The 23742-nt window shown below is 70.7% G+C and carries 2 protein-coding genes and 1 pseudogene; all 3 read left to right on the forward strand.

Translation table 11 applies throughout. The features are described 5' to 3' along the window. Positions 1-42: 42 nt before the first annotated feature. The 3 genes and pseudogenes from AC069H_RS38260 (at position 43) to AC069H_RS38270 (ending at position 23670) form a co-directional block, all read left to right on the forward strand. Positions 43-1995, forward strand: a complete 1953-nt coding sequence (locus AC069H_RS38260; protein ID WP_478229826.1) for an ABC transporter ATP-binding protein — start codon at positions 43-45, stop codon at positions 1993-1995. A gap of 56 nt (positions 1996-2051) precedes the next feature. After that, a pseudogene (locus tag AC069H_RS38265) lies at positions 2052-11347 on the forward strand (amino acid adenylation domain-containing protein). A gap of 308 nt (positions 11348-11655) precedes the next feature. After that, complete coding sequence (locus AC069H_RS38270) at positions 11656-23670, forward strand: non-ribosomal peptide synthetase (protein ID WP_478235565.1); 12015 nt, start codon at positions 11656-11658, stop codon at positions 23668-23670. Positions 23671-23742 lie beyond the last annotated feature (72 nt).

Here is a 23742-nt window from a genome sequence, read left to right on the forward strand (position 1 = left end):
ACGATTGAACTCGCCGACTTCGTGCGTGAGAGGGATGCCCAAATGGAAGTAATGTTGCGCTTCGGGGCGTCGCCCAAGAGCGATGACGACCCCGATCCCTGGTCGAACCGGGTCCGTCCGGGGACGGTGCGCAGAGTCCTCGCGTATTTCCGCCCCCACGTCGGCAAGGTGGCGATCTTCGTCCTCATCGCCGCGATGGAGGCGTTCGTCGTCGTCGCGACTCCGTTGCTGATGAAGGAGCTCATCGATGGCGGCATCCTGAAGAACGACTTCGGGGTCGTCATCCTGATGGCGGTCCTGACGGCCGGCCTCGCCGTGGCGGGCGCGCTGCTGTCGCTGTTGTCCGCTTACGTCTCCGCGAAGATCGGGGAGGGGGTCACCTACGACCTCCGGGTGCAGGCCCTCGATCACGTCCGGCGGCTGCCGATCGCGTTCTTCACCCGCACCCAGACCGGGGTGCTGGTCGGCAGGCTGCACACCGAGCTCATCATGGCGCAGCAGGCGTTCGGTCATCTGCTGATGGCGGCCACCAGCGTGGTCACCGTCCTGCTCGTGCTGGCCGAGCTGTTCTACCTGTCCTGGCTGGTCGCCGTGGTCACGCTGGTGCTGGTCCCGCTGTTCGTCATTCCCTGGATCTGGGTGGGGCGGATCATCCAGCGCCGCACCGGAACGCTGATGGAGACGAACGCCGGGCTCGGCGGGCTCCTCCACGAGCGGTTCAACGTCCAGGGTGCGATGCTCTCGAAGCTCTTCGGCCGCCCGGACGAGGAGATGGCCGACTACCGCAAGCGTGCCGGGAAGATCCGCAACATCGGCGTGAGCATCTCCATCTGGGCCCGGATGTCCTTCGCCATGATGGCGCTGATGGCGTCGATCGCCACGGCGGTCGTCTACGGGGTCGGCGGCGGGCTCGTGATCGAGGGGGCGTTCCAGCTCGGGACGCTCATCGCCATCGCCACCCTGCTGGGGCGGCTGTTCGGGCCGATCACCCAGCTGTCCGGGCTGCAGGAGACCGCGCAGACCGTGGTGGTGAGCTTCGCGCGGATCTTCGAGCTGCTCGATCTCAAGCCACTGATCCAGGAGCGCCCGGACGCGAAGGAACTCGAGAAGAACGCGGCGCCGGGCATCGAGTTCGACGACGTGGTGTTCCGCTATCCCACCGCGGACGAGGTCTCGCTGGCGTCGCTCGAACACCTGCGGACCAAGCGGGAGAACGGGGACAAGACGGCGGACGTCCTGCGCGGCATCAGCTTCGAGGCGCCCGCCGGGACCCTCACCGCGCTCGTCGGCCCGTCCGGCGCGGGGAAGAGCACCATCACCCACCTGGTCTCCCGGCTGTACGACCCGAACGCCGGCGCGGTCCGCTTCGACGGGCACGATCTGCGCGACCTGTCCTTCGACTCGATCCGCGGCACGGTCGGGGTGGTCAGCCAGGACGCCTACCTCTTCCACGACACGATCCGGGAGAACCTGCTCTACGCCCGTCCGACCGCCACCGAGGAAGAGCTGGTCGAAGCGTGCAAGGGGGCGCAGATCTGGGACCTGATCCAGTCGCTGCCCCGCGGGTTCGACACCGTCACCGGCGACCGCGGCTACCGGATGTCCGGTGGCGAGAAGCAGCGTCTGGCCATCGCCCGGTTGCTGCTGAAGGCGCCCACGGTCGTCGTGCTGGACGAGGCCACCGCGCATCTGGACTCCGAGTCGGAGGCCGCTGTCCAGCGGGCGCTCAAGACCGCGCTGCGCGACCGGACGTCGCTGGTGATCGCGCACCGGTTGTCCACGATCCGCGAGGCCGACCAGATCCTCGTGATCGACGGCGGAACGGTCCGTGAACGCGGGACGCACGACGAGTTGCTGGCGCGGGGTGGGCTGTATTCGGAGCTCTACCACACGCAGTTCGCCAGGCCGGAGAACAACGCGCCCAAGCCGGAGCCCGAGGAAGACGAGTTCGACGAAGAGCCGGAACCGCTGGACACCGTGGTCTACGGAGGATGACGATGAGTTCCGCAGCGCAGGCCGCACCGACGGTGCTCGATCTCTTCGCCAGGCAGGTGGGCCGGGCGCCCGGCGCGGTGGCCGTGGCCGACGGGGACCGGCTCCTCACTTATCGGGAGCTCGACGAGCTGGCGGGCAGGCTGTCCGGCCGGTTGGTCGCCCTGGGCGCCCGCCGGGTCGCGGTGATGCTGGACCGCTCGGCGGATCTGCTGGTGGCGCTCCTCGCCGTCTGGAAGGCGGGCGCGGCGTACGTGCCGGTGGACGCCTCGTATCCCGCGGCGCGGGTGGCGTTCATGGTCGCGGATTCGGGTGCGTCCCTGATGCTGTGCTCGGCCGCGACGCGCGACAGCGTCCCGGACGGAATCGAGGCGATCGTCGTCGCGGACGAAGCGGGTGCCGTCGCGGTCGCTCCGGCGAGCCCGGAGGACCTGGCGTACGTGATGTACACGTCCGGCTCGACGGGCAAGCCGAAGGGCGTCGCCGTCCCGCATTCCAGCGTGGCGGAACTGGTGGGGGATCCCGGCTGGGCGATGGAACCCGACGACGCGGTCCTCATGCACGCGCCGCATTCCTTCGACGCGTCCCTGTGCGAGATCTGGGTGCCGCTGGTGTCGGGTGCCCGGGTGGTGATCGCCGCGCCGGGGCCGGTGGACGCCCGCCGGCTGCGGGAGGCGGTCGCGGCCGGGGTGACGCGGGCGCATCTCACCGCGGGCAGTTTCCGTGCGGTGGCGGAGGAAGCGCCGGAGTCGTTCGCGGGGCTGCGCGAGATCCTGACCGGCGGGGACCTGGTGCCCGCGCACGCGGTGGACCGGGTGCGCCACGCCGCGCCCGGCGCGCGGATCCGGCATCTGTACGGGCCGACGGAAACGACGCTGTGCGCCACGTGGCACGTGCTCGAACCGGAGGACGACCCGGTGCCGGTGCTGCCGATCGGCCGTCCGCTCGCCGGACGGCAGGCCTGGGTGCTGGACGACTCGCTGCGGCCGGTCGCCCCGGACGTGGTCGGCGAGCTGTATCTTTCCGGCGCCGGGCTGGCCGACGGCTACCTCGACCGGGCCGGGCTGACCGCCGAGCGGTTCGTGGCGGATCCGTTCGCGCCGGGCAAGAGGATGTACCGCACCGGCGACCTCGCGAAGTGGACACCGGATGGCGAATTGCTCTTCGCGGGCCGCGTCGACGACCAGGTGAAGATCCGCGGGTTCCGGATCGAACCCGGTGAGGTCGAAGCCGCGATGACCGCCCAGCCGGACGTCCACGAGGCCGTCGTGGTGCCGATCGACGGACGGCTGATCGGTTACGTGGTGGCGGACGTGGATCCCGCGCTCGTTCGCGAGCGGCTTCAGGCGGTCCTGCCCGACTACTTGGTCCCGGCCGTGGTCATGGCGGTGGCCGCGCTGCCGCTGACCGGCAACGGCAAGGTGGACCGGGCGGTGTTGCCCGCGCCTGATTTCACGGCGAAGGCCGACGGACGCGAACCCGTCACCGAGGCGGAGCGTGTCCTTTGTGGACTGTTCGCCGAAGTGCTCGGCATCGACCGGGCGGGCGTCGACGACGGCTTCTTCGAACTGGGCGGGGACTCGATCCTCGCGGTGCGCGTCGCGGCCCGTGCGGCGAAGGCCGGTCTGCTGGTGACGCCGTCGCAGATCTTCGGGGAGCGGACCCCCGCGCGGCTGGCCGCGGTGGCGGGTGCCGTGCAGGCCGACCGGCCCGTCGACGGGCCCCTGGTCGAGCTGACCGCGGAAGACGAGACGGAACTGGCGGCCGCGGTCCCCGACGCCGTCGAGGTCTGGCCGCTGGCGCCGCTTCAGGCGGGTCTGCTCTTCCAGACGACCCTCGACGACCAGGGTCCCGACATCTACCAGACCCAGTGGATCGTGGAGCTGACCGGGCCGCTGGACGTGGCCAGGCTGCGGTCGGTGTGGGAGGCGGTCTTCGCCCGGCACCCCGAACTCCGGCTGACGTTCCACCGGCTCGCGTCGGGCAAGGCGGTGCAGGCCGTCGCCGGACGCGTCGAGCTGCCGTGGCGCGAGGTCGACCTGACCGGCGCGAGCGATGTCGAAGAGGCTGTCAAGGCGCTGTCCGTGGAGGAACAGCGGGACCGGTTCGACCTCGCCAAGGCGCCGTTGTTCCGGCTCGTGCTGATCAAGACCGGCGAGGACCGGCATCGGCTGCTGGTCGTCAACCACCACATCCTGACCGACGGCTGGTCGGTGGCGGTGATCCTCAACGAGGTGTCCGCGGCTTATACCTCCGGCGGCTTCCCGGACCGGACGGCCGCCTCGTACCGCGACTATCTGGCGTGGTTGGACAGGCAGGACAAGGAAGCGGCGCGGGCGGCCTGGCAGGCGGAGCTGTCGGACATCGACGTGCCCGCACTGGTCGCCAAGTCGGACTCCGCGACGGAATACGACTACCGCGTCACCCATCTCGCACCGGAGATCTACACCCGGCTGACCGCGTTCGCCCGCGACCACGGGCTGACGCTCAACACGGTGGTGCAGGGCGCGTGGGCGCTGGTGCTGGCGCGGCTCGCGCGGCGAACCGACGTCGTGTTCGGCACCACGGTCGCCTGCCGTCCCGCCGAACTCCCGGGCGTCGAGTCGATGCCGGGACTGATGATGAACACGATCCCGGTGCGCGTCTCGCTGGACGGAAAGCAGTCCGTGGCGGACATGCTCGCCGGCCTTCAGCGGCGTCAGGTCGAGCTGATGCCGCATCAGCATCTGGGGCTGACGGAGATCCAGAAGACGGCCGGACCCGGCGCGATGTTCGACACGCTGCTGGTGTTCGAGAACTACCCTCGGGACTTCGCCGACCAGTTCTCGTATCTGGGCACGGTCGAGGGGACCCACTACCCGGTGACGGTCGGGGTGATCCCGGGCGAGGAGTTCCGGATCCAGCTCGCCTACTGGCGCGGGCAGATCGACCGGGCCGTCGCCGATTCCCTGCTGGACTGGTTCTCCGGTGCCCTCGGCGCGATCGTCGAAGATCCGTCCGGTCTCGTCGGGCGGACCGGTATGGGCGAGATCCCGTTGCCCCGCTGGGAACCCGCGCTGCTGGACGGCGAGCCGCTGCCGGAGCTGATCGGGCGGATGGCGGCCGAGCGGCCGGACGCGGTGGCGGTCACGGACGGCGAAGGCGACCTGACCTACGCGGAACTGTGGGACCGGGCGACGAGGTTCGCCGCCGTACTGCGGGCGGCGGGCGTCGACCGGGAGTGCCGCGTCGGACTGGTGGCCGGACGGTCCGCGTGGTGGCTGATCGGGATGCTCGGGGTTTCACTGGCGGGCGGCGTCTTCGTCCCGGTGGATCCCGCGTACCCGGCCGAGCGGGTGAAGCTGATCTTCGGCAGCGCGGATCCGATGCTGGTGGTGTGTCAGGGAAAGACGTGCGACGCGGTGCCGGAGGAGTTCGCGGACCGGCTCGTGGTGCTCGACGAGCTGGACCTTTCGGCGGCCCCGGACGTGGTCTTGCCGAAGGTGGGGATGCGCGACGCGGCGTACGTGATCTACACGTCGGGATCGACCGGAACCCCGAAGGGCGTGATCGTCACCTACTCGGGCCTGGGCAACCTGGCGATGGCGCATATCGAACGCCTGGCCGTGACGCCGTCGTCCCGTGTCCTGCAGTTCGCGGCGCTCGGCTTCGACACCATCGTGTCCGAGGTGATGATGGCGTTGCTTTCGGGCGCGACGCTGGTGATGCCGCCGGACGAGGATCTGCCGCCGCAGGCGTCGCTGAGCGACACGCTGGAGCGGTGGGACGTCACGCACGTGAAGGCTCCGCCGTCGGTGCTGGCCACCGTCGACGTGTTCCCGGCCGGGGTCGAGACGGTGACCGCGGCGGGGGAGCTCTGCCCGCCGGGACTGGTGGACCGGCTCTCGGCCGACCGCCGGATGCTCAACGCCTACGGGCCCACCGAGACCACGATCTGCGCGACGGTGAGCATGCCGCTGGCGCCGCACGGCGAGGTGATCCCGTTCGGCGGGCCGATCGCCGGGGTGCGCGGCTATCTGCTGGACGCGTTCCTGCGTCCGTTGCCGCGCGGCGTCGTCGGTGAGCTGTACCTGGCCGGGATCGGGGTGGCGCGGGGCTATCTGGGCCGCGCGGCGCTGACGTCGGAGCGGTTCGTCGCCGATCCGTTCGTCCCCGGTGAGCGGATGTACCGGACGGGCGACCTGGCGTACTGGACGGACGAGGACGAGCTGGTGTCCGCCGGCCGGGCCGACGACCAGGTCAAGATCCGCGGGTTCCGGGTCGAGCCGCGCGAGATCGAGTTCGCGCTGTCCAACCATCCCCGGGTCACGCAGGCCACGGTGACCGTTCGCGAAGGCCGTCTGGTGGCTTACGTGTCGCCGGGCGACGTCGACCCGGAGGCGCTCCGGACCGAACTCGCCGAGCGGATGCCCGCGTACATGGTGCCCGCGGCGGTGATGGCGCTGGACGTCCTGCCGCTGACCGCGCACGGGAAGATCGACCGGAAGGCGTTGCCCGAACCGGATTTCTCGTCGAAGACGGTCGGCAGGGAGCCCGCGACCGAGGCCGAGCGGATCCTGTGCGAGGTCTTCGCCGAGGTGCTCGGGCTGGCGCGGGTCGGGGTCGAGGACAGTTTCTTCGAGCTGGGCGGGGATTCGATCTCGTCCATGCAGGTCGCGTCCCGCGCGCGTCGCGACGGCATCGCGCTGACCCCGAAGCAGGTGTTCGAACACCGGACCCCGGAACGGCTCGCGCAGCTGGTGGCGCTGGCGCCGCGGCAGGAATCGGGCAGGGCCACCGATGGCATCGGTGAAGTCGCGCTGACGCCGGTGATGCGGCTGTTCGGGGACGGCGTCGCGGCGCCGGGCTTCGCGCAGTGGATGGTTCTGGGTGCCCCGGCGGATCTGACGGAAGAAACGTTGACAGCCGGGCTCTCGGCGGTGCTGGACACGCACGACATGCTGCGGGCGCGGGTCGCCGACGGACGGCTGGTGGTCGGCGAGCGCGGCGCTCCCGCGACCTTTACCCGGGTGAAGGTCGACGGCGCGCTGGACGAGGCCGCCGCGGCACGGGAGGCCGTCGGACGGCTGGATCCCGCCGCGGGCGTGGTCGTCCAAATTGTGTGGTTGGACGCCGGAGCGGACCGGGTCGGCCGTCTGATCGTGGTGGCGCACCATCTCGTGGTCGACGGGGTCTCGTGGCGAGTCCTGGCGTCCGATCTGCGAGCGGCGTGCGAGGCCGCGGCGGCCGGTCGGGAGCCGGAACTGGAGCCGGTGGCGGTGTCGTTCCGCCGGTGGGCGGGTCTGCTCCAGGAGTGGGCGGTCTCCGCCGAGCGGGTCGCGGAACTCCCGGCGTGGCAAGCGATTCTCGGGCGGGAGGAAAAGCCCGGACGTGCCCCGGCGGGGAAGGTGCGCTCGAAGTCGTGGGTGGTTCCTTCGGCTCAGACGTCGGTGCTGGCCGGGCGGGCTCCGGTGGTGTTCCACTGCGGCGTGCACGAGGTCCTGCTGGCCGGGCTCGCGGGAGCGGTGGCCCGGTGGAGTGCGTCGGACTCGGTGCTGGTGGACGTCGAGGGCCATGGTCGTCATCCGGCCGAGGGGATGGACCTGTCCAGGACGGTGGGCTGGTTCACCAGCACACATCCGGTGCGGCTCGACGTCTCCGGGATCGATTTGGCCGGGGTGCTCGTCGGTGACGCTGCGGCCGGGACATTGCTGAAGGCGGTGAAGGAACAGTCGCGCGCGGTGCCCGGCGACGGGCTCGGGTACGGGTTGTTGCGCCATCTCAACGCCGAGACGGAGCCGCTGCTGGCGGCGCTGCCGTCGGCGCGCATCGGGTTCAACTACCTCGGCCGGTTCGCCGCCGGTGAGAGTGGCGATGTGCGGGCGTGGCAGCAGGTCGGCGAGATCGGCGGCTCGATCGACGCGGACATGCGGCTGCCGCACGCACTCGACGTCAACGCGATCGTCCAGGACCTGCCGGACGGGCCGGAGCTGATCCTCATGCTCGAATGGTCGGACGACGTGTTCGACGAAGCCGGAATCGCACGACTGGTCCAGGAATTGCTGGATGTGTTGTCCGGACTGGCTTCCCAAGCGGAAGACCCCGCCGCGGGCGGGCACACCGCATCCGATTTCGGTCTCCTCGAATTGGACCAGGACGAGATCGAGAGCTTCGAAGCATTGGCAGCGGAACTCAGCGAAGGCCGGGCATCGTGAACACTTCGACGACAAATTCTGGATCGGCCCCTTCTGGATCGGCACTGGCCGAGGTCTGGCCGCTTTCCCCGATGCAGGCGGGCATGCTCTACCACGCCTCCCTGGACGACGAGGCGCCCGACATCCACCTCATCCAGCAGACGCAGATCATCGACGGGCCCTTGGACACGGAGCGATTCCGGAGATCCTGGGAGATCGTCCTCGCCAGGCACGCGGCGCTCCGGGCGAGCTTCCAACGGCGGAAGAACGGCGAGACGATCCAGCTCATTCCCCGGGATGTCAAGCTTCCGTGGGCCGAACGCGATCTGTCCGATCTGTCAGAACCCGACGCGCTGGCCGAGGTGAGCGCGATCGCGGAGAAGGAGCGCTCCACGCGGTTCGACCTCACGCGGCCGCCGTTGCTGCGGCTGATGCTGATCCGGCTCGGCCCGGACAAGCACTGCCTCGTGACCACGAGCCATCACCTGCTCATCGACGGCTGGTCGCGGGCGCTCATCGAGGCGGATCTCCTGGAGATCTACGCGACGGGTGGCGTCGCGCGTGCTCCCGGTTCCTACGGGAATTACCTTGCCTGGCTGGGAAAGCAGGACAAGGAGGCGGCCAAGGCGGCGTGGCGCGTGGAGCTGGACGGGGCCGACGGAACGTCGCTCGGGCTTCCCGAAACTCCCGGAAAGGCGCATGGGCTGCCGTCGAGCGAGGTGGTCCGCCATTCGCCGGAGTTCACCTCCGCGCTGGCCGAGTTCGCCCGCCGCAACGGATTGACGTTCAACACGCTCGTGCAGGGCGCGTGGTCGCTGGTGCTGGCGCGGCTGGCGCGCCGTCAGGACGTCGTGTTCGGCGCGGTGGTCTCCGGGCGGCCCGCCGAACTGCCCGGCGCGGAGCAGACCGTGGGGCTGTTCATCAACACGGTGCCGGTCCGTGTGCGGTTGGACGCCTGCCAGCCGGTCCTGCAGATGCTCACGGAACTGCAGGGGCGGCAGTCGGACCTGATGGCGCACCACCACCTCGGCCTGCCGGAGATCCAGAAGCTGGGCGAGGCGGGTTTCGACACGATCGTCGTGTTCGAGAACTACGCCGACCCCGCGACCGACTCGCCGTCCGAACTCAGCCTGACCCTGCGCGACTTCAACCAGGCGACGCCGTACGCGATGACCCTCGGCGTGATGCCGGGCGAAAGCCTGGAAATCGAACTGCAGTATCACGCTGTCGAGGCCTCGGTCGCCAAGGCGGCGCTGGACGGGCTCACCCTGGTGCTGGAGCGGATCATCGCGGCACCGGGGACGCCTGTCGGCAGGCTGGACGTGCTGGACGACGCCGGCCGTGAGCTGGTGGTCGAGCGCTGGAACGAAACGGACGACATCGTGGACGCGTCGTCAGCGGTGGAACTGTTCGGCCGCCAGGTGGAACGGACTCCGCACGCGACGGCGATCGTGGCCGCGGACCGGAAGTATTCGTTCGCGGAACTCGACGAATGGTCCGGCAAGCTCGCGACGGTGCTGACCGCGCGAGGTGTGCGGCGTGGTGACCGCGTCGGGGTCGTGGTCGAACGGTCGGCGGAACTGTTGGCGGCCTGGCTCGCGGTGTGGAAGGCCGGCGCGGTGTACGTGCCGATCGATCCGGACTATCCGGCCGAGCGGGTCGCGTTCATGCTGGAGGATTCCTCGGCGGCCGCGGTGGTGTGCCGCGCCGGGACCGCGACGCCGTCCGGGTATCCGCGGATCCACGTGGACGATCCGGTCGACGGCGAGGCGTCCCTGGTCCCGGTCGGTGCGGACGACCTGGCGTACGTGATGTACACGTCCGGCTCGACAGGAACACCGAAGGGCGTGGCCGTCTCGCACGGCGGCGTCGCGGCGCTGCTGGGCTACCAGGTGTGGGATCTGCACCCCGGTGACGCGGTGCTGATGCACGCGCCGCATACGTTCGACCCGGCGTTGTACGAGGTCCTGGTGCCGCTCGTGGCGGGCGCGCGGGTGATCCTCGCCGGTCCGGGCGTGATCGACGCGGACACCCTCGCCGCGCACGCGGCGCGAGGCCTCACGTCGGTGAACTTCACCGCCGGCCAGTTCCGCGCGCTGGTGCAGGAGAAACCGGACTGTTTCGCGGGGCTGCGTTACTTCCAGACCGGCGGGGACGTGGTGCCGCTCGGTGCGGTGGAGCGGGTGCGGCAGGCGTGCCCGGACCTGCGCGTCCTGCACACCTACGGGCCGACCGAAACGACGTTCTGCGCGTCGTGGAAGGTGATCCGGCCCGGTGACGAGCTGGGCTCGACGCTGCCGATCGGCAAACCGCATCCGGGGCGGCGGCTGTACGTGTTGGACGTCTTCCTGCGGCCGCTGCCGCCGGGTGTCGCGGGCGACCTGTACATCGCGGGCGCCGGGGTGGCGCACGGCTACCTCGGTCGCACCGCGTTGACGGCCGAAAGGTTCGTCGCCGATCCCTTCACCCCCGGCGAGCGCATGTACCGGACGGGGGACCTGGCGTACTGGAACGACGAGGGCGAGCTGGTCTTCGCCGGACGCGCGGACACCCAGGTCAAGATCCGCGGCTATCGCGTGGAACCGGGCGAGGTCGAGGCGGTGCTGGCGGACCAGCCGGGCGTCGACCAGGCGGTGGTGGCGGTCCGCGACGGACGGCTGATCGGCTACATCGTGTCCGGCGCCGGGGTGGACCCGGTGCGGCTGCGCGACCGGATCGCCGGGCTACTGCCGGAGTACATGGTGCCGTCGGTGGTGATGGCGCTGGCCGCGCTGCCGGTGAACGCGAACGGGAAGGTGGACCGGAAAGCGCTGCCGGAGCCCGATTTCAGCGGGCATATCGCCGGCAGGGAACCGGTCACGGAGATCGAGCGGCTGCTGTGCGAACTCTTCGCCGAGATGCTCGGGCTTGACCGGGTGGGCGCGGACGACAGCTTCTTCGAGCTGGGCGGGGATTCGATCGTCTCGATGCAGCTGGCGGCGCGGGCCCGGCGTGAGGGGATGACCTTCGGCGCGCGGGAGGTGTTCGAGTACCGGACACCGGCGGGGCTCGCGTCGTTCGTCGAGCTGGGGGAGGAGCCGGACGAGGTCCCCGCGGCGCGGAAGCCCGCCGCCGACTTCGAACTGGTCGACATGGGGAAGGACGAGATCGAGGAACTCGAGTCCGAGTTCGACACCGTGTAAGGCTCGCTTTTCGCTTTGGGGTCGTGAGTGGCGTTTCGGGTTCTTACCCGAAACGCCACTCACGACCCTCTTTCGCTTTCCGGTGGTGCAGGGGGCCGTGTCGCGAAAGTGGCTTTCGCGAGACCGGGGCCTGGGGCGGCCCCCTGTACCGCAGGAAAACGGGGCCCGTTGGACATGTTGTCCGGGTCGGCCCTTCGGGCGACGATTCGGTGGGGGGACATGCCGCATTCGACGTCGGCGCCTCGGCTTCGCGCAGGGGAATTCGAGCTTGGTTCGCCGAAGAACTTCGCTGATCGAGGGAGATATTGATGGCTCAGTCGCGGATCGAGGACATCTGGCCGCTGTCGCCGTTGCAGGCAGGGCTGGTCTTCCATGCGGTCTACGACGGTGAAGGGCTCGACGTCTACATCGGACATTGGGTCCTGGAGCTGGACGGGCCCGTGGACGCGGCGAGGCTGCGCGCGGCGTGGGAAGCGCTGCTCGCCCGGCACGCCTCGCTGCGGGCCTGCTTCCGGCAGCGCAAAACCGGTGAGACCGTGCAGATCATCGCCAGGCAGGTCGAACTGCCTTGGCGCGAGATCGATCTGTCCCACCTCGAAGAGCCCGAAGCCGCCGTGCACGAGCTGGCCGAAGAGGACCGGACGAGGCGGTTCGACCTCGCGACGGCGCCGTTGCTGCGGCTGACGTTGATCCGGCTCGGCGACGACAGCCACCGCCTCGTGGTGACCTGCCATCACGCGATCATGGACGCCTGGTCGCTGCCCATCGTGTTCGACGAGCTGTCGGCGCTGTACGCGGCGGCGGAGCTGCCGGAAGTGACGCCGTACCGCGAATATCTCGCGTGGCTGAACCGCCAGGACAAGACGAAGGCGCTCGCGGCCTGGACGAAGGAACTCGGTGATCTCGAGGCGCAGACCCTGGTGGCGCCCGCCGATCCGGGACGCGCGCCGGGAATTCCCGAGAGCATCACGGTCGAGCTGCCGTCGGAGCTCATCCGATCGCTGGAGGACCTGGCCCGCGGCAACGGATTGACGCTGAACACGGTCGTGCAGGGCGCGTGGGCGATGGTGCTGGCGCACCTGACCGGCCGCACGGACGTCGTGTTCGGTGCGGTCGTTTCGGCGCGCCCGCCGGATCTTCCCGGCGTGGAGGGGATGGTGGGGCTCTTCCTCAACACCGTTCCGGTGCGCGCGCGGCTGCGTGGCTCGGCGCCGGTCGTCGAGATGCTGGCGGAGTTGCAGAAGCGGCAGTCGGCGCTCATCCCCGACCAGTTCGTCGGGCTGGCGGACATCCAGCAGGCGGCCGGACCCGGCGCGAGCTTCGACACCATGATCGTCTTCGAGAACTTCCCGCGTGAGCTCGGCGGGCCGGATTCCGCCGCGCCCTTCGGCATTCGCGTGAACCAGGGCCAGGAGGCCGCGCACTACCCGCTGACGCTGGTCGCCGTCCCCGGCGAATCGATGCTCGTCAAACTCGACTACCTGACGGACCTTTACGACGAGGCGGCCGCGCGAGCCATCGTCGAGCGGTTCACCGGTGTGCTGCGTCAGCTGTCGGGTGACCTCACCGTCGCCGACATCGACGTGACGAGCGCGGTCGAGCGCGAAACGGTCGGGCAGTGGGGTGTCTCGGCTGAGCAGGCACCGGACGTACTGGCGCCGGATCTGTTCTCGCGTCAGGTCGAAAGCGCGGTCGCCGTCGTCGCCGGTGACGAAACGCTGTCGTACGGGGAACTGGCCGAGCGTGCCGAACGGCTCGCGGGGTACTTGAGCGGCAAGGGAGTCCGGCGCGGCGACCGGGTCGCCGTCGTGATGGACCGGTCGCCCGATCTGATCGCGACGCTGCTCGCGGTGTGGAAGGCGGGCGCGGCGTACATCCCGCTGGACCCCGCGTACCCGGCGGAACGCGTGAAGTTCATGCTGGCGGACGCGGAGCCGTCGGCGGTCGTGTGCTCGGAAGCGCATCGGGACGCCGTCCTGGATGGTGGTCTGGAACCGATCGTCCTCGACGACCAGGAGACCCGGCGAGCGGTGGCGGAGTCCGCCCGGCTGTCGATCGGCGCCACGGCGGACGATGTCGCGTACGTGATGTACACGTCGGGCTCGACGGGAACGCCCAAGGGTGTCGCGGTGTCGCACGGCAACGTCGCGGCGCTGGTCGGTGAGCCGGGCTGGGACGTCGGTCCCGGCGACGCGGTGTTGATGCACGCGTCGCACGCTTTCGACATCTCCCTGTTCGAGATGTGGGTGCCGCTGCTGTCGGGTGCCCGGCTGGTGCTCGCCGGGTCGGGTGCGGTGGACGGCGAGGCGCTGGCCGGCTACGTGGCGGCCGGGGTCACGGCGGCCCACCTGACGGCCGGGAGTTTCCGGGTGCTGGCGGAGGAAGCGCCCGAATCGGTCGCCGGGCTGCGCGAGGTGCTGACCGGAGGCGACGCGGTGCCGCCCGCGGCGGTCGAGCGGGTCCGCGAGACTTGCCCGGACGTGCGGGTGCGGCATCTCTACGGGCCCACCGAGGCCACGCTGTGCGCGACGTGGTGGCTGCTCGAACCCGGCGACGACATGGGGTCGGTGCTGCCGATCGGCCGCCCGCTCGCGGGACGGCGCGTGTACGTCCTCGACGCGTTCCTGCGGCCGGTGCCCGCGGGGTTGCCCGGCGAGCTGTACGTCGCCGGAGCCGGCGTGGCGCAAGGCTATCTGGGCCGCTCGATGCTGACGGCCGAACGATTCGTCGCGGATCCGTTCGTGCCCGGCGGGCGCATGTACCGGACCGGGGACCTCGCGTCCTGGACGGAGAACGGCACGCTGGCGTTCGCCGGGCGCGCCGACGACCAGGTGAAGATCCGCGGTTACCGGGTGGAGCCCGGGGAGATCGAGGTGGCGATCGCCCGGCTGCCCGGGGTCGCTCAGGCCGTGGTGATCGCCCGTGGTGAGCAGCTGATCGGCTACGCCGTGCCCGAAGCGGGGCAGGATCTCGACCCGGCGCGCCTGAGCGGGCAACTCGCCGAGACGCTGCCCGAGTTCATGATCCCGGCCGCGATCCTCGTGCTGGACGAACTTCCGTTGACCGTCAACGGCAAAGTGGACCGGCAGGCACTTCCCGAGCCGGACTTCTCCGCGAAGGTGGCGGGCCGGGAGCCCTCGACCGAGGACGAACGAGTCCTTTGTGGAGTGTTCGCCGACGTCCTCGGCCTGGAGCGGGTCGGCGTCGAAGACAGCTTCTTCGAGCTGGGTGGCGACTCGATCTCGTCGATGCAGGTGGCCGCCCGCGCCCGGCGGGAGGGGATCTCCCTGACGCCGCGGCTGGTGTTCGAGCACCGGACGCCCGAGCGGCTGGCGGCGCTGGCCAAGGAAGCTCCGGCAAAGCCCTCCACTGTGGACACAGGCGTCGGCGAGATCCCGATGACACCGGTGATGCTCGCTCTGGGCGAGAACGCCGTGCGCCCCGGCTTCGTGCAGGCGAGGGTGATCGTCACCCCCGAGGGCTTCGACCAGGACGCGCTGGTCAAGGCCGTGCGGGCCGTGCTGGACACGCACGATCTGCTGCGGGCGCGGGTGGAATCGGGACGGCTGATCGTCCCCGAGCCGGGTGCGGTGGACGCGGCCGCCCTCGTGACGCGGGTGGTCGCCGAGAACCTGGACGAGGCCGCCGAACGCGAGGTCCGCAAGGCGACGGCCGCGCTGGACCCGGCGGCCGGGACCATGCTGCGCGCGGTGTGGATCGACTCCCCGGAAACCGGGCAGGGCCGGTTGGCGCTGGTGGCGCATCACCTGGCCGTCGACGCGGTCTCGTGGGGAATCCTGCTGCCCGATCTGCGCTCGGCCTACGAAGACGCGGCGCTCGAACCCGTGGCGACGCCATACCGGCAGTGGGCGCGGAGGCTGGCCGAGCAGGCGCGCGACGAGCGCACCGTGGCCGAAGCCGAACGCTGGATCGCCCTCCTCGACGGCGCGGAACCGGCCGTGGAACTGAGCCCCGGCAAGACGCACTCGTGGTCCGCGACGCTGTCCGGCGACGTGGCGAACGACCTGCTGACCCGGCTGCCGAGCGCCTTCCACTGCGGGATCCAGGACGTCCTGCTGGCGGGGCTCGCGGGTGCGGTGACGCGGCTGCGCGGGACCGGCGGCGCGGTGCTGGTGGACGTCGAAGGCCACGGCCGTGAGGCCGCCGACGGCGAGGACCTGCTTCGCACTGTGGGTTGGTTCACGAGTGTGCACCCGGTCCGCTTCGACGTCTCGTCGGGGAATCTGCTGAAGACCGCCAAGGAACAGATCCGCGCCGTCCCTGGCGACGGGCTCGGCTACGGACTGCTGCGGTACCTCAACCCCGACACCGGAGCCAGGCTCGCGGAGCTGCCGTCCGCGCAGATCGGCTTCAACTATCTCGGCCGCACAAGTCTTTCCGCCAAGGACCGTGCGTGGCAGCCAGCGGGCGAAGGGCCGCTCGGTGGTGGGCCGGACATGATCCTGGCCCACCCCGTCGAGGTCGGCGCCGAGGTGCAGGACACGCCGGACGGGCCGCGGCTCGGGCTCGCCATCGACGGCCGGGATGTCGACCCCGCCACGGTGGAGCGCCTCGGCGAGGCCTGGCTGGCGACACTGAACGCGCTCGCCGACGATCCGGCCGCGGGCGGGCACACGCCGTCCGACTTCGCTCTCGTCGAGCTGGCGCAGCAGGACGTGACGGAGCTGGAAGCCGCGACGCCGGGGCTGACCGACATCTGGCCGCTCTCGCCGCTGCAGGAAGGCATGCTCTTCGAGCGAGCCGTCGCCGACGACGGCGTCGACGTCTACCAGAGCCAGCGGATCCTGGATCTCGACGGGCCGCTCGACGCCGGTCGGCTGCGCGCCGCGTGGAACCAGGTGGTCGCCCGGCACGATTCGCTCCGGACGGGTTTCCACCAGCTGGCTTCCGGCGAGCCGGTGCAGGTCGTCGCCGCCGAAGCGGAAATCCCTTGGCGTGAGGTCGATCTGTCGCACGTCGGGGAGGCGGACGCGGCCGCGGAGATCGAACGCCTGCTCGCCGAAGACCAGGCGGAGCGGTTCGACGTTACCAAGGCGCCGCTGCTCCGGCTGATGCTGATCAAGCTCAGCCCGGTGCGGCACCGGTTCGTGCTGACGTCGCACCACGTCCTCCTCGACGGCTGGTCCACGCCGCTCGTCCTGGGCGAGGTGTCGATCGCCTACGCGGGCGGGCAAGCTCCGTCGAAGTCACCGTCCTATAAGGACTATCTGACCTGGCTGAGCCGCCAGGACGAGCAGGCGACCCAGGCGGCGTGGCGGGCCGAACTCGCCGGTTCCGACGAGCCGACCGTGGTGGACGCCGACGCGGACAAGGCGATGGTCGTGCCGGGTGAGCACGCCGAATCGCTGCCCGAGACGGCGACGCGGAACCTCACCGGCTTCGCCCGCGGTCACGGCTTGACGCTGAGCACGATCGTGCAGGGCGCGTGGGCGCTGGTCCTGTCGCGGCTGGCCGCCCGGACGGACGTCGTGTTCGGGACGGTCGTTTCCGGGCGACCCGCGGACGTACCGGACGTGGAACAGATGGTGGGGATGTTCATCAACACCGTCCCGGTGCGCGTGCGCCTCGACGGTGACCTGCCGGTGCTGGAAATGCTCCAGGATCTCCAGGCTCGGCAGTCCGCGTTGACCGAGCACCAGTACCTGGGGCTGTCGCAGGTGCAGCGCGCGGCGGGCGCGGGCGCGGTCTTCGACACCATCGTGATGATCGAGAACTACCCGCACGACGCCGACGGTCTCGGCGACGACGGCGGTGTCTCGATCAGCTCGGTCGAGACCAGGACCGGCACCGGTTATCCGCTGACCATGAGCGTTTCGCCCGGCAAGAGCCTGCAGATCCGCGTGGCCTACCGGCCCGACCGGATCGACGCGGGAACGGCGGCCGAGGTCGCCAGGCAGGTCGTCCGGGTACTGGAGCGGGTGCCGGCGGAGGCTTCGCTTCCCGTGGGACGCCTCGGCGTGACGAGCGAAACGGCACGCGAGTCCGTGGTGGAGCGGTGGAACGCGACGGCCGAGGCGACGACGGGTGTCACGGTGCCGGAGCTGTTCCGGCGGCAGGCCGGGAAGTCCCCGGAGGCGGTGGCTGTCGTGGACGGCGAACGCACGCTGTCCTACGCCGAGCTAGACCGCGAATCCGATGGGCTGGCCGGGAATCTGGCCGCGCGGGGTGTCCGGCGCGGTGACCGCGTCGGCGTCGTGATGGAACGCGGCGCGGACCTGCTCGTCGCGCTGCTCGCGGTCTGGAAGGCCGGCGCGGCGCAGGTTCCGGTGAACGTGGACTACCCCGCGGAACGGATCGAGCGGATGCTGACCGATTCCGGTGCGGCCCTGGCGATCTGCGTGGAGGCGAGCCGCGACGCTGTGCCGGACGGCGTCGAGCCGGTGGTCATGGGTGCGACGGAGCACGAGGCACCGTCGGTCACCGTCGGCGCGCACGACACGGCCTACGTGATGTACACGTCGGGGTCGACCGGCGTGCCCAAGGGTGTCGCGGTGCCGCACGGCAGTGTCGCGGCGCTGGCGGGTGACCCGGGCTGGTCGCAGGGCCCCGGAGATCGCGTGCTGCTGCACGCTTCCCACGCGTTCGACGCGTCGCTGGTCGAGATCTGGGTGCCGCTGGTGAGCGGGGCCGCCGTGGTGGTCGCGGAGCCGGGCGCGGTCGACGCGCAGCGGGTGCGGGAAGCGGTCGAGCGCGGTGTCACCACGATTCACCTGACCGCCGGGACTTTCCGTGTGGTGGCCGAGGAAGCACCGGAATCCTTCACCGGACTGCGGGAGATCCTGACCGGCGGCGACGCGGTGCCGCTCGCCTCCGTCGAACGGATGCGCCGCGCCTGCCCGGACGTCCGGTTCCGCCAGCTGTACGGCCCCACCGAGATCACCCTGTGCGCCACCTGGCTCGTCCTCGAACCCGGCGCCGAAACGGGCAGTGTTCTCCCGATCGGCGGACCGCTGGCCGGCAGGCAGGCGTACGTACTCGACGCGTTCCTGCAGCCGGTGGCGCCGGGCGTGACCGGTGAGCTGTACCTCGCCGGTGCCGGTCTGGCGCACGGTTATCTGGGCGCTCCGACCGCGACGGCGCAACGGTTCGTCGCCAGCCCCTTCGCGGCCGGTGAGCGGATGTACCGCACGGGCGACCTCGCGCGCTGGACCGAAGACGGCGAGCTGCTGTTCGGCGGCCGGGCCGACTCCCAGGTGAAGATCCGCGGCTACCGCGTCGAACCGGGGGAGATCGAGGCGGCGTTGACCGCGCTGCCCGACGTCGCGCAGGCGGTCGTGGTGGCACGGGAAGAACGTCCCGGCGAGAAGCGGCTGATCGCCTACGTGACCGCGGAATCGGGACTGGACTCCGAGGCGCTCCGAGCGCGGCTCGCGGAGCGGCTTCCGGAGTTCATGGTGCCCGCGGTGGTGCTGGTGCTGGACACCTTCCCGTTGACCCTCAATGGAAAGATCGACCGCGCCGCCCTGCCCGCGCCCGAATTCGCCGGCAAACCGGCGGGCCGCGGGCCGCGGACCGAAGCCGAACGCGTGATGACCGATCTCTTCGCCGAGATTCTCGGGCTGGACCGGGTCGGCGCGGACGACAGCTTCTTCGAACTGGGCGGCGACTCGATCCTCTCGATGCGCCTGGCCGCCCGCGCCCGGCGCGAGGATTTCGTCTTCGGTGCCAAGCAGGTCTTCGAGCAGAAGACCCCCGCGGGGATCGCGGCCGTCGCCGGACGCGGCGGTGTGCGGCAGCCCGAGGTGGCCGACGGTGTCGGCGAGGTGCCGTGGACACCGGTCGTGCGGGCGCTGCTCGAACGCGATCCCGGCGCGATGTCGCGGGGCGCTTTGGCGCAGTGGGTGACGGCGGGCGTGCCCGGCGACCTGTCGCTCAAGGCGCTGACGGCCGGTCTGGACGCGCTGATCGACACCCACGACCTGCTGCGGAGCCGAGTCACCGAGTCCCGTCTGGTCGTGGCCGAGCGGGGAACCGTCGACGCCGCCGCACTGCTCCAGCGGATCGAGGTGGGCGACGGTGACCTCGACGAGATCGCGGAACGCCACGCGCACGAGGCCGCCGGACGGCTCGACCCCGTCGCGGGCGTGATGCTCCAGGCGGTGTGGGTGGACGCGGGACCCGATCGGGCGGGACGGCTCGTGGTGGCCGCCCATCACCTCGCGGTCGACGTCGTGTCGTGGCGTGTCCTGCTGGCGGATCTGCAAGCGGCCTGCGAGGAACCGGTGCTCGACCCACCGCCGGTCTCGTTCCGGCGCTGGGCGCGGACGCTGGCCGACCAGGCCGCGCAGCGGACCGGGGAACTGGAGACCTGGAAGGAAATCCTCGACGGTGCGCGGGCGCGGGTCGGCGTACTCGACCCGAAACGCGACACCATCGCGACTTCCGGACGCCGCTCGTGGACGTTGCCGCGGGACCGCGCGAGCGTCCTCGCGGAGAAGGCGACGTCGGCTTTCCACTGCGGCATCCACGAGGTGCTGCTGGCGACGCTCGCCGGTGCGGTGGCCCACTGGCGGGGCGGCACCGCCGTCGTGGTGGACGTCGAAGGCCACGGCCGTCAGCCCCTCGACGGGATGGACCTGTCGCGGACACTCGGCTGGTTCACCGATGTCCATCCCCTGAGGTTGGACACCTCCGGGGCGGACGCGCCTGGCCAGTTGTTGAAGCAGGTCAAGGAAAACGTGCGTGCGGTACCCGACGGCGGCCTCGGCTACGGGATGCTGCGGTATCTCGACGACGAAGCCGGGAAGGTGCTCGCGGCACTGCCGTCGCCGGAGATCGGCTTCAACTACCTCGGGCGGTTCTCGCCCCGGCCCGACGGCGACGCGGAACCCTGGCAGCTGGCCGGGACCATCGGCGGCACGGCGGAGGACGACCTGCCGCTGCGGCACGCCGTCGAAATCGACGCGGTGGTGCTCGACGGAGACGCCGGACCCGAGTTCACCCTGACCATCACCTGGGCGGAACGGCTGCTCACCGAAGCCGACGCCGAGTCGCTCGGCCAGGCGTGGCTGGAGATGCTGACCGGGCTCGCCATCCACGCCGAGGGCGGCGCGGGAGGACACACGCCGTCGGACTTCCCGCTCATCACGCTGACGCAGCAGGAGGTGACCGACGTCGAGGCCCTCGTCCCGAGCCTGCACGACATCTGGCCGCTTTCCCCGCTGCAGGAAGGGTTGCTGTTCCACGCGGTGGACGAGCGCGGCCCGGACGTCTACGCGGGGATCCGCGACATCATCCTCGACGGTCCGCTGGACGTCGCCCGGTTCCGCGCGGCGTGGCAGACCCTGCTCGACCGGCATCCCGCGCTACGGGCGGGTTTCCACCGCCTCGGCTCCGGGACCGCCGTCCAGGCCGTCGTCCGCGACGTTCCGGTGCCGTGGCAGGAGACCGACCTGTCGCACCTGCCTGAGGACGAGGCGCTGACGGAATTCGAGCGGCTCGCGGCGGCATCCCACGCCGAGCGGTTCGACCTGGCGAAGGCGCCGCTGCTGCACCTGCACCTGGTGCGGTTCACCGATCGCAGGCACCGGCTGGTGCTCCGGTCGCACCACATCTCGGCCGACGGCTGGTCGCTTCCGGTCTTCCTCGGCGAGGTGATGGCAGCGTACGAAGACGGCCGGACGCTGCCCGCACCGACGTCGTACCGGGAGTACCTCGCCTGGCTTTCCCGTCAGGACAAGGCGGCGGCCAAGGAGGCGTGGCGGACCGAGTTGGCGGGGCTCGACGAGGCGACCCATGTGGTGCCGCCGGACACGATCGCCGTGCCCATCGAGCCGGACCGCGTCCGCTTCGAACTCGACGACGACCTCAGCGGCCGCCTGATGGAGTTCACCCGGCGGCACGGCGTCACGACGAACACGCTTTTCCAAGGCGTGTGGGCACTTCTGCTGGCCAGGCTGACCGGACGCGACGACGTCGTCTTCGGGACCACGGTGGCCGGACGGCCGGTCGAGATCCCCGGTGTCGAATCGGCGGTCGGCCTGTTCATGAACATGCTGCCGGTCCGGGCCAGGCTCACCGGCGCCCAGCCGTTCCTGGAGATGCTGGCGGATCTGCAGGAACGCCAGGTCGCGCTGATGCCGCATCAGCACGTCGGACTGACCGAGATCAACCAGCTCGCCGGTCCCGGCGCGGCCTTCGACACGATCGTGGTGTTCGAGAACTACCCGCCGCCGCCCCCGCCGTCCGACGATCCCGACGTCCTCGCCCTGCGCCCGGCGGGGATCCCGGACGACACCGGGCACTATCCGTTGTCCATCCGCGCTTCCGAGGGCGGCGGCGTCCACGGTGAGGTCATCTACCGGCCGGACGTGTTCGGCCGGGACCGGATCGAGGAGATCGTCGCGTCGATCATCCGGGCGCTCGACCAGGTCGTGACCGAACCGCGGGTGCCGGTCGGCCGGGTCGCCCTGATCGGGCCGGAGCAGCGTCGTCTGGTGATCGAGGAGTGGAACCGGACCGAGGTGCCGTTCGAGGCCGAGACCCTGCCGGTGTTGTTCCGCCGTCAGGTGGAGCGGTCGCGCGACGCGGTGGCGATCGAGGACGCGAAGCGCACCCTGACCTACGGCGGGCTGCTCGACGAGGTCGAGACGCTGGCGCGGTTGCTCGTCGGACTGGGTGTCCGGCGGGAGACCCGGGTCGGGGTGCTGGTCGAGCGGTCGGCCGAACTCGTGGTGACCATGATGGGCGTGACGTTCGCGGGCGGGGCGTTCGTCCCGGTCGACCCGGACTATCCGGCCGAGCGGATCGAGCTGATGCTGACCAGTTCGGCGCCGGAGGTCCTGGTGTGCACGGCGGCGACCCGGGCGGTCGTGCCGTCGAAGTTCGACGGCGAAATCCTGCTGCTGGACGAACTTCCCGCCGCGGACCCGTCGGTCGTGTTGCCGTCGGTGAAGGCGACCGACGCGGCGTACGTGATCTACACGTCCGGTTCGACTGGGGTGCCGAAGGGCGTCCAGGTCACTCATTCCGGGCTCGGGAACCTGGCGACGGCGCATATCGAACGCCTTGGTGTGACGTCGTTCTCGCGGGTCCTGCAGCTGTCCGCGATCGGCTTCGACGCCATCGTTTCGGAGCTGTACATGTCCCTTCTGGCCGGCGCGACCCTGGTGCTGGCCGGCGCGGAGAGCATGCCGCCCCGGGTGACCCTCGGCGACGCGCTTCGCCGGTGGGGGATCACCCATCTCACCGTGTCGCCGAGTGTGCTGGCGGTCGAGGAGGATCTGCCGGACACCCTGCGCGGCGTCCTGACGGGCGGCGAGGTGTGCACCCCCGCGCTGGTCGACCGCTGGTCGCCGGGCCGCCGGTTCATCAACGCGTACGGCCCCACCGAGACGACTATCTGCTCGACCATGAGCGCCCCGTTGTCGCCGGGACACGAGGTCGTCCCGCTCGGCGGTCCGATCCGGAACGTGAAGCACTACATCCTCGACGCGTACCTGCAGCCCGTGCCGCCGGGAGTGGCGGGCGAGCTGTACATCGCGGGCGCCGGACTCGCCCGCGGGTATCTCGGACGGCCGGGACTGACGTCGGAACGGTTCGTCGCCGACCCGTTCACGCCGGGCGAGCGCATGTACCGCTCCGGCGACCGGTTCCGCTGGGATCCCGACGGAGAGCTGATCTTCGTCGGCCGCGTCGACGCGCAGGTGAAGGTGCGCGGCTACCGGGTCGAACCCGCGGAGATCGAGAACGTGCTGGCCGAGCATCCGGGCGTCGCCCAGGTGGCGGTCGCCGTCCACCGGGACGGGCCGGGTGACAAACGGCTGGTGGCCTACGTCGTGCCCGCCGACGAGGGCGACGGCTCGCTCACTTCGGTGCTGCGCGAGATGGCGGCCGGACGGCTGCCGGAGTACATGATGCCCGCGGCGTTCGTGGCGCTGGAGAAGATGCCGCTCACCCCGAACGGCAAGCTCGACCACCGGGCGCTCCAGGCGCCCGACTTCTCCGGCCTGTCCTCCGGCCGCGACCCGCGCACGGCCATGGAGGCGAAGCTGTGCGAGCTGTTCGCGGAGGTGCTCGGCCTGGAGCAGGTCGGGCCCGACGACAGCTTCTTCGAACTCGGCGGCGACTCGATCATCTCGATGCAGCTGTCGGCCCGCGCCCGCCGCGAAGGGCTGGAACTGAGCCCGTGGCAGGTGTTCGAAGAGAAGACACCGGAACGGCTGGCGACGCTCGTCAAGGAGATCCCGGCCGAAGGCGAGAGCACCCCGGAACCGGAGGCGGAGCCCACCGGGGGCGTGGGGGGCTCGCTTGTCGCGCTTTCCCCGGACCAGTTGGAACAGCTTGAGGCCGGGTTCTCGTGAGTGGCAAGGACGGTTCTAACCGTCCTTGCCACTCACGAGCCCCATCGCAAACGCGAGTTGATTCGCCCATCT

Source organism: Amycolatopsis sp. NPDC043887, from assembly GCF_056435665.1.